Source organism: Pseudomonas sp. TE24901 (assembly GCF_054058375.1).
Window position 1 is genome coordinate 1 of record NZ_JBSSAF010000028.1, and the last position, 10799, is coordinate 10799.

Sequence of the window (10799 nt, forward strand, 5' to 3'; positions counted from 1 at the left end):
TGACGGCGGCCCACGGATTCAAGCCGGAGTGAGGGCATGCCGAGCCTAGGCGAGGCACCGAGTGTTGGGGCAAGAGCCCTTTTGGTTACTTTTGGGCTCTTTTCCAAAAGTGACCCGCCGTAAGGGCGGAACCATAACCCGCCATCACCTAAATAACGGATATTCACACCGCCCCCCTACGCCACCCGTTCCGAAGCATACCGATTCACCGGCACCGGCAACCCCAAATGCCCCCGCAACGTGCTGTGACTGTACTCACTGCGAAACAACCCCCGCGCCCTCAGCAATGGCAAGACCTGATCGGTAAACCGCGCAAAATCCTCCGGCGCGCCCACATGGATATTGAACCCATCCACCGCCCCCTCCACAAACCAACGCTCAATCTCATCCGCCACGGTTTTGGGCGAACCGACAAAACTGGAAAACGGCTTGGCAAACCGCAACGCCGCCTGACGCAACGTCAACCCCTGCTCACGCGCTACGTGCTTGATGTGCTCGGCATGCCCGCGATACCCATTGCTGCCCAGGTCGCCCAATTCAGGGAACGGCTCATCCAGCGGATATTGGCTGAAGTCGTGGTAGTTGAAGGGCCGCCCCAATTGCACCAAGGCTTTATCCAGGTCCAGCTCGCCATTGCGCTCACGGTCGATGGCCTGGGCCTGCTCATCGGTGTCGGCAATGATCGGCGAAATGCCCGGCAGGATCGTCACGTGATCCGGGTTGCGCCCCGCAGCGGCGGTGCGTTGCTTGATGTCCCGGTAGTACGCCTGGGCGTCTTCGAAATTGCCTACGCCGGCAAAGATGCCCTCAGCATAGTTGGCCGCCAGGCTGCGCCCGGATTCGGAAATGCCCGCCTGGAAAATCACCGGCTGGCCCTGGGCCGAACGGGCAATGTTCAGCGGCCCAGTGACCGAAAAAAACTCGCCGTGGTGGTCGAGGCGATGTTGACGCTGCGGGTCGAGGAACACTCGGGTTTGCTTGTCCCGCACAAAGGCGTCGTCCTCATAGGAATCCCACAGCCCCTGCACCACGTCCAGGTGTTCGGCGGCACGGCGATAGCGCTCGGTATGGTCGATGTGCTGTTCGCGACCAAAGTTGCCAGCGGCGCCTTCAAGGCCCGTGGTGACCACGTTCCAACCGGCGCGGCCGCCGCTGATATGGTCCAGGGAGGCAAACTGGCGCGCCACGTTGAACGGTTCGGTATAGGACGTCGTCAGCGTCGCCACCAGGCCGATTTTGGAGGTGGCGCCGGCAAGCGCCGAGAGCAGCGTCAAGGGTTCCAGGCGGTTGAGAAAATGCGGGGCTGAATCGGGTGTGATGTAGGGGCTGTCGACGATGAAGACCAGGTCGAACTTGGCGGCTTCCGCCTGTTGTGCCTGGGCGCGATACCAGTCGATATTGACGCTGGCATCACCGGGAATCTGCGGGTGCAGCCATTCGTTCTGTGCGGTGCCGACGCCGGTGAGAATGGCGCCGAACTTGAGTTGCCGAGCAGGGGTGGGCATCAAGGAAGTCCTCCGTGGATGGCAGCGATGCTTGCCGTGGAGAATGACCTTAATGCCCGTGGGTGGCGCTTGTGAAAGGCTTTGTTGATCTATGCTAATTATGAAAAATATTGATTTCTAAACAACATCTTCATCCAATAGCGGCATAACAAAAAGCCACCCGGTTCAACGCCGTGCGCTGACCGCCGACCCATCGTTGGACACGATCACTTCCACGCGACGGTTTAACTGACGCGACTGTGCGCTCAGGTTATCGGCCACCGGGAACTGCTTGCCGTAGCCGATGACGGCCATGCGCTCGATCCCCACGCCGAGCCGTTGCAGGCCACGGGCGACGGCCTGGGCGCGATGCTCGGACAAGCTCTGGTTGAAGGCATCGCCGCCAGTGCTGTCGGTGAAACCCTCGACACGCACCTGGCGCTCCGGGTTCTGCAACAGGAAGTCGGCCAGTGCCTGGAAGTCGCGCTGGCTGCCGGGCTTCAAGTCGGCCCTGCCGGTATCAAACAGCACATCACCAAAGGTAACCACCTGGCCGCGCTCGGTTGGCTGGGCCTTCATCGCCTGCAACGCCTTGAGCTGCGCGGTGCGCACGTCGAGCTGCACCTGGGTGCGGTCAACTGCGATGTTGTCGAGCTGGGCATCGGTTTGCCGGCTGATGATGGTTTGCTCGGCCACCGCGATTCGTTGTGTCGCCAGGTACGCCAGCTGGTCGATCTTCGGGTCGGTGCGGCTGTGCAGGGACAGTTGGTTGGCGCGGTCCAGCGCGTTGGACGCAATGCGGGTTTCAACCGCCGCCAGGGTGTTGGACGCAGGGTTCTGCTGCAGGGTGGAGAACTGGCTACGGGCTTGCAGCAGTTGCGGGTTTTCCGGTGGGGTGGCGCAACCGACCAGGGCCAGGGTCAGGGCCGACAGAACAGGAATGACGAGAGTGGCACGCATGGGAGGCTCCTCAGTGGGTGGTCGCGGGGGCGTTGAGCATTTCCTGCTTGAGCACCTGGATGCCCTCGCGCGCCTGGTTCAAGACCTGTTGTTTACGCACGGCAGTGGCCTTGGCTTCGGCCAGGTTGGCGTCGACTTCGATCTGCTCGGCCAAGCTGTCGACCAGGACGTAATTTTTTTCGCCGATGGCTTGCTCCATGCGGGCCAGCTTGTCCTGTGCCGTTTTCATCTCAAGCGGTGCGAATTGGGTGGCTTGCGCGGCCAGGGCACGCCCGACCGAATCACGGGCCAGGGTGGTTTTATGCTCGGATGGCGGGGTCGCGGCACAGCCTGCCAGCACACCCGCGACCATCACGGCCCAGGCCGAGCGGCGCAGGCGTTTGCTCACACAGGTCATTTTCATGGTTTGACTCCTAGGCATTTACGGGCCTGATGCCCCCTCGCTTGGGGTCAAGCGAGGGGGCCATCCTAGGAGGTAAAGGTCGAGCAGAAGCGATGAAATCTCCGGCCACAATGTAGGAATTTTCCCAATAAAAACAAAACCCTGTAGTGAGCGGGCTTGCCCCGCGCCGCGGTGTGCCAGACAAGTGTGAGACACCTGACACACCGCAGCGGCGTGTCAGGTAAATTTTAGGTGGCCGACACGCCGCCGCGCGGGGCAAGCCCGCTCACTACAGGTAAAGGGCGCTTCGGGGTGGTTCAGGAGCTTCTGGCGGCGATGGCTTCGACTTCGACCAAGGCCCCCGGCAACGGCAACGCCACCACTTGCAACGCGGTGCGTGCCGGTTTGTTCGGTTGCTCCGGTGTGCCAAAGAACTGCGTATAGCCGGCCTGCAACCCGGCAAAGTCCAGCTTGCCGCCGGTTTCTTCAGCGCCCACCAGGAACACGCGCAACTGCACGATATCGCCCAGGTCCAGGTCTTGCTGGCGCAGGATCTTGCGCAGCTTGTTGAACACCGACACCGTCTGCACCTCGGTGTTGCCATAGGCTGCCGGCGTACCGGCCGGGGCGTTGGCGTCGTGCAGGTCGGGCAAGGTGCCGCTGACAAAGATCAGGCTGGCCGAGGCCGGGACGGTGACGGTTTGCGAGATCGGGAAGTCGCCGAGGCTGGTACGTTGAATGCTGTCGCTCATGATGAAGCTCCTTAGGAGGCGGCAAGGGCCGCGATCTGTCGTTGTTGAGTCACGCGTTCGGCCAGTTGCCCGACCACATGGCGTGCCGAGTTGGCCGCCGATTCCTGCCAGATACCCACGCCGCTTTGCACCAGGCCGTCGCCCGCGAAGTACACGCGGCCGTGGCCGGCTTCGAGCAGCGCACTGGCGTCGGCCGGGAAGTGCTCGCGTTGCAGCCACGGGCCCTCGCTGTAGGGGATCTGTTCCCAGGACACCGCCAACGGGTTGCGCAGGTGTCTGGAATAACCCGGGTGCAGCAACTCCACTGCCTCCTTGGACGTGGCGTACTGCTTCTCGAACGGTTGCGCGCCAAACACATCGGCGCCCTCCCCGGTCACGTAACCGGCCACCAGCAAACCTTCGCGGGTATTGAGGTCGTTGCTCGGGTACCACAGCAGGCGCGCCGGGTGTTCGATCCAGGACAGGCCGCCGTAGGTGCGGTAGTCGGTTTCCCAGAAGCGCGGCGACTGCCACGCCACCTTGGTGGCCTGGTCGCTGCGGGTGCTGAGCAGCGCGGCCTTGATCGGGTCGCTGAAGTCGGTGTCGAGCCTGGCCAGCAAGGGCAACGGCAAGGTCGAGATCAGGTAATCGGCGCGCACCACCTGTTCGCGCCCGCTGTGTTTGTCGTGATAGGTCACGGCCACGCCGTCATCCAGCTGGCGGATCTGGCGCACCTGGGCGCCGAGCTGCACGTGGTCGCGCACCCGTTGATAGAACGCATCAGTGATACGGTCCATGCCGCCAACCGGTTGGAACATGGTGGCGGAAAACTCCGGGAACTCGGTGTGCAGCAACGCGCCCCACAACTCCGGGTGCAGCAGTTGGTCCAGCGCCAGCGGGCGGCGACTGGCAGGCAACGCGCCGGGATGCGCCGGCGACTCCAAATGCCCCGAACGCAGCGTGCCCTCGAAGACCAGCTCCTGCGACAGGTCGCCATACACCTGCAGGAACGCCAGCAACCGCGTGCGCTCCTCGTGACTCAACACATCATCCAGCGCGTCACGTTGCACCGCCTTGGCCAGCAAGCCAGACACGTGCCCGCGCGCATCGTTGATCGCCTGGCCCACGCTGAACGCGGGCCTGTTCACATCCGGCCGCACCTGGGCGCCATGGCTGCTGTTGACCAGCACTTCCAGCGGCACCCCCAGCTCGCTGCAATAGTCGAGAATCGTGCGGTGCTGGCTGGGGATCCTGGCCGGGCCTGCGTTGAAGTAATGCCCTGGGTCGAACGCGGCGGTCTGGGTGCGGCCGTCCTTGTAGTCCACGCGGTCGCCATGGCGGATTGTCCAGGTGCGACCGCCCGCCCGATCACGCGCTTCCAGCACCTGCACGTCGAACCCGGCGCGGGTGAGTTCCAGGGCCGTGACCAGCCCGGCAATCCCGGCGCCCAGCACCAGCACGCGGGTGCCCTGCCCCAGGCTCTCCTTGAGTTTCAGCGGCTGCGGGCGGCGGTGCGAAGACGGCCCCAGGCCCAATACCGCCAATGCATCCTTGACCGCCTTTTCCCCGCCTACCGCAGCGAGGCTCGACAGCGCTTCACGTCGTGTCAGTCCCATGCTCGATGCTCCTTAATCCGGCAGGCCCGGTGGGTTGATCAGCGACTTATCGACGCGCTCGATATCCAGGCCCCAGCGTTGCAACACCTGTTCGTATTGGCCGCCGGCAATCGCGCCTTCGAGGGCGGTGTGAATCGGCTTGACCAGGCCGTTGTCCTTGCGCGTGGTCACCGCGATATCGGCTTTCAACGGCCAGCCACCGTTGACCGTGCCGACGAGTTTGATACCGCCGGTGATGGCCGCCGAATAGGCGTACACCGAGTTGGGCCCGAACAACGCATCGCTGCGCCCGGACTGCACCGCCAGCTGCGCGGCGGCCTGGTCGTCGAAGTACTGCAACAGGGCCGGCTTGATGCCGGCCTTTTCATTGGCCTCGTTCCAGGCCAGCAGAACCTTTTCCTGATTGGTGCCGGAGCCGACGATGATCTTCAGCCCGGCAATGTCGGAAGCCTGCTTGATCTCGCTGATCTTGCTGGTGCTCTTCACATAGAACCCGAGCACGTCCTGTCGATACGTGGCGAAGTCAAAGCGCTTCTTGCGCGCCTCGGTCACCGTGACGTTGCTGATCACCGCGTCGTATTTGCCCGAGCTGACGCCCAAGGGCCAGTCTTCCCAGCTGGTCTGCACCACGTTGAGTTGCAGGCCCAGGCTGTCGGCGACCAGTTGCGCGGTGTCGGCCTCGCTGCCGATGGTGGTCTTGTCGTCATTGGCCAACAGCGCCAGGGGCGGCCCGGCCACGCCGGACACGGCCACGGTGAACTTGCCCGGCTGGGCGAACTTGAAGCCCGGCGGAATCTGCGCGATGGCGGCTTCGTTGCGCGGCACGTGGATGCGCGGGCGGTCGGGGCTGAGGTCGACCTGTTGCACGGCCAACGCGGTTTGCGCCGCACTGACGGCAAGCACCAGCAAGGCGATACGGGCAGTAGGGATGAACATGGGCAGTCACTCCTTGAACTAAAGCACTTTGCCGAGAAAGGCGACGGTGCGGGGATGTCGGGGTTGGCGGAAGATCTGTTCGGGCGGGCCTTCTTCGATCAACTGGCCGTCGCAGAGGAACACCACGTGGTCGGCCACCTCGCGGGCAAAACCGATTTCGTGGGTGACGATCACCAGGGTCACGCCCAGTTGGGTCAGGCCCTTGATCACGTCGAGCACCTCGCCCACCAGTTCCGGGTCGAGGGCCGAGGTGGGTTCATCGAACAGCAGCACCTTGGGGTCCAGCGCCAGGGCCCGTGCGATGGCCACGCGCTGCTGTTGGCCACCGGAAAGCTGCCGGGGGTAGGCGTCGACCTTGTCGGCCAGGCCGACCTTGGCCAGCAATTGGGATGCCTTGGCGCGAGCCTCAGATTTGCTCCAGCGTTTGTGGGCCAGGGGCGCTTCGGCGATGTTTTCCCAGGCGGTGAGGTGCGGGAACAGGTTGAAGTTCTGGAACACGAAGCCCACGTCGATGCGGCGCTTGAGGATTTCGCGCTCTTTCAGTTCGTACAGCAGGTCACCCTTGCGGCGGTAGCCGACGTATTCACCGTCGATGGTGATGTGGCCGCTGTCGATCTTCTCCAGGTGGTTGATGGTGCGCAGCAAGGTGGACTTGCCCGAGCCTGACGGCCCGAGAATCACCGTGACCTTGCCCGGGTCGATGGTCAGGTCGATGTCTTGCAACACCTGCTGGTTGCCAAAGCGCTTGCCCACGCCCTGGATCTGGATGCGCCCGGCGCGTGCTTCAGCCATGGGTTTTCTCCTTGAGCCAGCCACGGATGCGCTGCAGCGGCGTCGGTGGCAGTACCCGCGCCGTGCCGCGCGCAAAGTAGCGCTCGACGTAGTACTGGGCGCTGGTCAGCACGGTGGTGATGATCAGGTACCACACCGTCGCCACGATCAGCAGCGGGATCACCGCCTGGGTGCGGTTGTAGATAACCTGCACGGTGTAGAACAGCTCCGGCAGGGCCAGCACGTAGACGATGGAGGTGCCCTTGACCAAGCCGATGATCTCGTTGAAACCCGACGGCAAAATCGAGCGCAGCGCCTGGGGCAGGATGATCCGGAAGATGCGTCGCGACGCCGGTAAACCCAGGGCCGCCGCCGCTTCATGCTGGCCAGCATCCACGCCGATCAGTCCGCCACGAATGATCTCCGCTGCGTAGGCCGCCTGCATCAGGCTCAGGCCCAGCACGGCCACGGTGAACTGGCTGAGCACATCCACCGTCGACCACTCGGCGAACACCACTGAGGTGAACGGCACGCCGAGCACGATGTGGTCATACAGGTAGGCAAAGTTGTAGAGGATGATCAGCACCAGCAACGCCGGCATCGAGCGAAAAAACCAGATGTAGCCCCAGGCCAACGCCGCCAACAGCGGCGAGCCCGACAACCGCGCCAGCGCTAACGCCGTGCCGAGGATCACGCTGAACACCGTACTGAGCAGGGTCAGCAACAGCGTCTGGCCGAGGCCGCGCAACACCGACGGCGAGAAGAACCACTGGCCGAACACGCCCCACTCCCAGCGCGGGTTGGTGGCCAGGGAGTGCACGATGGCCAGCAGCACCAGCGCAGCGAAGATCGACCCCGCCCAGCGCCACGGGTGCCGCGCTGGCACCACGTGCAGGGCCTTGATGGGCGTGGCGACACGCGCCTGGCGAACCGGGCGCACGTCTTCGATCAGGTCATAGGTTTTGGCGACAATGGGCATGTTTTTTCCTCCGCCTTAGAAGGCATAGGTCAAGCGGGTGTAGTAGTACCCACCGGTAAAACCGTAGGGCGAATAGGTGCCGTAGCTGGCGAGCATGGTGCTGCTCGGCACGCCTTGTTTCTTGGGGTATTGGTCGAACAGGTTCTTGGCGCCGATAGCGATGTTCAGGTCTTTGGTGAGGTTGTAGCCAAGGTCCAGGTCCGTGATCCATTTGGCGCTGTAGACCCTATCCAGGCTGCGATCCGCAGAGACGTTGACCTCTTTGTAGGCGCCATAACGGGTCAGGGCCAGGTTGAGGTTGAAGCGGTCGATGCTCCAGTCGCCACCCAGGATCAGCTTGGTTTTTGGTTGCACGTCGGTGATCAGGCCCCGGGCCTGGCGGTCCATCAGGTCATACGAGGTGCCCAGGATCGTCGTGGATTCCTTGTAATTGAGGATTTTGGTCTGGTTCCAGTTGAACGCGGCGGTCCACTTCAGCGAGCCGAACGCGCCGAGGTCCTGGTTGTAGTTGCTGACCAGGTCCAGGCCTTTGGTACGGGTGTCTGCGCCATTGATGAAGTACTGGCCGCCCGAGGTGGAGTTGATGCCGTTGTTCTGCAGCACCTGGGTGACTTCCGGGCCGAGCAAGGTGCCGGTGAGGGTGATGCGGTCACGCAGGTTGATCACATAGGCGTCGGCGGTGAAGTTCAGGCGATCGGTGGGCGTGAGGGTCAAACCCAGGCTGAAGTTGGTGGAGCGTTCGGGCTTGAGGTCCTGCGCCCCCAACGCCTTGGCCGCCGCCGAACCCACCGGCAGCACGCCGTAGTTGATCGACTGATACACCCCGTCCACCACGCCATAGGTGGTGGAGCGCGCACTGAACAGACTGTTAGCCAGGGACGGCGCGCGGAAGCCATTGCTCACCGTGGCACGCACGGCGAACTGCGGCGTGAAGTCGTAGCGCGTGGTCAGCTTGCCACTGCGGGTGGCACCCACGCCTTCGTTGTAATGCTCATACCGAAAGGCGGTGCCGACGTACCAATCCGGCAGCGGGTTGAAGCCCACGTCGACATAACTGGCGAGGCTGTTGCGCGAGGCGCTGCTTTCTTCATCCGGCGAAATGCCGTTGGTGACCTGGGCGCCGGACGATGCGCAATTGCCCGGCGCCACGCAGTAGCCGCCGTTGGCATAGGACGCATAGTCACCGGCCTGTACCTCATACGTGTCACGCCGATGCTCGAAGCCATAGGACAGGTCGAGGGGCTTTTGCAGGCCGATGTCGAAGCCGCGCTTGAAGTCCAGGTTGGTGGTCAGCTCGGTAGAGATCCAGGTGCCGGAGGTAAAACTGTTCGGCGTGGCCTCGCCCAGGGACGGGTTCTGGTTGTGGGTGGTGCCCTGCTCTGCCGCGTTGCGCCCGTAGGTGGTAGACAAGTCCCAGGCCCACGCGCCGACGGTGCCTTTACCGCCGAACGCCGCCTGGAAGTCGTCTTCATCGATGTACCAGGTGGGCGTGTACCCCGACGGGTAGCCGTTGGGCCCGGTGGTGATGGTGTTGGTGATGGTCGGCAGACGGAAGTTCTGCCCCTGCTCGGCCTTGCGCCGTGAATAGGTGGTGAAGGAGTACAGGCTCAGGCTGTCATCGATCGGCAATTCGGCGTTGTAGCCCAGGGTGAGCAAGTTGGTCTTGGGCGTGCCGTAGCCGCCATAGGTCGCCTTGCCCGCCAGGCCATACGCCTGTTCGTAGGTGTAGCCGTTGGCGCTGGCCTTGTTGTCGTCGTTCTGGCTGCGTGCATCCAGGGCCAGTTGCACGATGCCGCCGTTGCCGATTTCGAAACCCTTGTTGAGGCTCTGCTGCACGGTCTGCTTCTTGCCGTCGTAACCCTGGCCGACGTTGGTCACCGAGGTGCCGCTGGTGTCAGCCTTGAGGATCACGTTGATCACCCCGGCGATGGCATCGGAACCGTATTGGGCGGCAGCGCCATCGCGCAGCACTTCCACGTGATCGATGGCGCTGATGGGGATCAGGTCCAGATCCGCCGGGGCGGCGCCGGTGTTGATGCCGTTGATATTGAGGGTGGCGCTGGTATGGCGACGCTTACCGTTGACCAGCACCAGCACTTCGGCGGCACTCAGGCCGCGCAGGTTGGGTGCGCGGGCGATGCCACTGGCGTCCCAACCGGTTTTTTCCGGCAGGGTCAGCGAGGGGATCACGGCGCTGAGGGCTTCCATCAGGCCGGGCTTGCCGGTGTTCTGTAGTTGTTTGGCGCTGACCACGTCGATCGGCACCGGGCTGCTGGTGACGGTGCGTTGTTCGGCGCCTCGGTTGCCGGTAACCACTACGGTGGAGAGGGTGCTGTCGTCCTGGGCCTGTGCTGGGTTGGCCAGCAGGGCCAGGGCGAATACGGCGGTGGGTTGTAGGGCTCGCTTCATATCCATTCCTGCAGGTTCAAATCGCGAAGTCGGGCAGGCACGCGGTCGTGCGCGGTGCTCGGCGTTTTTGGGGGTGTTGCGGCGATTTGGGGCTAGGTGTGGAGCGCGTGCGGGGTTTGGATCGACAACATACGTTGAACTCCCTTCCAACGATTCTGCTGCGGGGTGGTTAGCCGGTTATGGGCGCAGAATCCGAATCACGATGGGTACCATCCGAGGTCAGGGGTAGGCTGTTGAGTTCAAACATAACGGAATGGGTTTTGAAAATATAATGCTATTTGGGCATAAGCTAATATTCTTGAATTTCATTATCTGATTGTATTTTTATTCGAATAATTGATGTTTTTAGGTTGGGGACATATCCGTTTCTTCGGTAACGGCCGCCTATGGTTCCGCTCTTACAGCGGCTCACTTTTGGAAAGAGCCCAAAAGTAAGCAAAAGGCTCTTGCCCCAACACTCGGCACCTCGCTCACGCTCGGTGTGCCCGTAATCCGACAGTGATTTGGGGGGCCGCCGCCACGCGCCATCCA

Annotated in this window: 9 protein-coding genes and 1 pseudogene; all 10 read right to left on the reverse strand. The window is 62.9% G+C overall.

Annotation, left to right across the window (positions count from 1 at the left end; translation table 11 throughout):
- Positions 1 to 176: 176 nt before the first annotated feature.
- Positions 177 to 1505 carry an LLM class flavin-dependent oxidoreductase gene (locus tag ACVWVP_RS30575; protein WP_457409848.1) on the reverse strand — a complete coding sequence of 443 codons (1329 nt, stop codon included), beginning with the start codon at positions 1503 to 1505 and terminating at the stop codon, positions 177 to 179.
- A gap of 165 nt (positions 1506 to 1670) precedes the next feature.
- Positions 1671 to 2444, reverse strand: coding sequence for an OmpA family protein (locus tag ACVWVP_RS30580; RefSeq protein WP_457409851.1), 774 nt, complete (start codon positions 2442 to 2444; stop codon positions 1671 to 1673).
- A gap of 10 nt (positions 2445 to 2454) precedes the next feature.
- The gene (locus ACVWVP_RS30585) at positions 2455 to 2847 is read right to left on the reverse strand and encodes a DUF4398 domain-containing protein (protein ID WP_259175476.1); all 393 of its coding nucleotides are present in this window, start codon (positions 2845 to 2847) and stop codon (positions 2455 to 2457) included.
- 296 nt (positions 2848 to 3143) lie between these two features.
- The gene (locus ACVWVP_RS30590; RefSeq protein ID WP_178925931.1) at positions 3144 to 3578 is read right to left on the reverse strand and encodes a RidA family protein; all 435 of its coding nucleotides are present in this window, start codon (positions 3576 to 3578) and stop codon (positions 3144 to 3146) included.
- A gap of 11 nt (positions 3579 to 3589) precedes the next feature.
- A complete protein-coding gene (locus tag ACVWVP_RS30595; protein ID WP_457409853.1) occupies positions 3590 to 5173 on the reverse strand; it encodes a flavin monoamine oxidase family protein in 1584 nt (527 codons plus the stop codon).
- A 12-nt stretch (positions 5174 to 5185) separates the two neighbouring features.
- Positions 5186 to 6109, reverse strand: coding sequence for an ABC transporter substrate-binding protein (locus tag ACVWVP_RS30600; protein ID WP_259175480.1), 924 nt, complete (start codon positions 6107 to 6109; stop codon positions 5186 to 5188).
- Between the two features lie 18 nt (positions 6110 to 6127).
- A complete protein-coding gene (locus ACVWVP_RS30605) occupies positions 6128 to 6901 on the reverse strand; it encodes an amino acid ABC transporter ATP-binding protein (protein WP_178925928.1) in 774 nt (257 codons plus the stop codon).
- The gene (locus ACVWVP_RS30610; RefSeq protein WP_178925927.1) at positions 6894 to 7859 is read right to left on the reverse strand and encodes an amino acid ABC transporter permease; all 966 of its coding nucleotides are present in this window, start codon (positions 7857 to 7859) and stop codon (positions 6894 to 6896) included. Before ACVWVP_RS30610 ends, ACVWVP_RS30605 begins: the two co-directional genes overlap by 8 nt.
- 15 nt (positions 7860 to 7874) lie before the next feature.
- Positions 7875 to 10268 carry a TonB-dependent receptor plug domain-containing protein gene (locus ACVWVP_RS30615; protein ID WP_457409857.1) on the reverse strand — a complete coding sequence of 798 codons (2394 nt, stop codon included), beginning with the start codon at positions 10266 to 10268 and terminating at the stop codon, positions 7875 to 7877.
- Between the two features lie 289 nt (positions 10269 to 10557).
- Positions 10558 to 10799 (reverse strand): annotated as a pseudogene (locus tag ACVWVP_RS30620) (hypothetical protein); the annotation flags it as partial.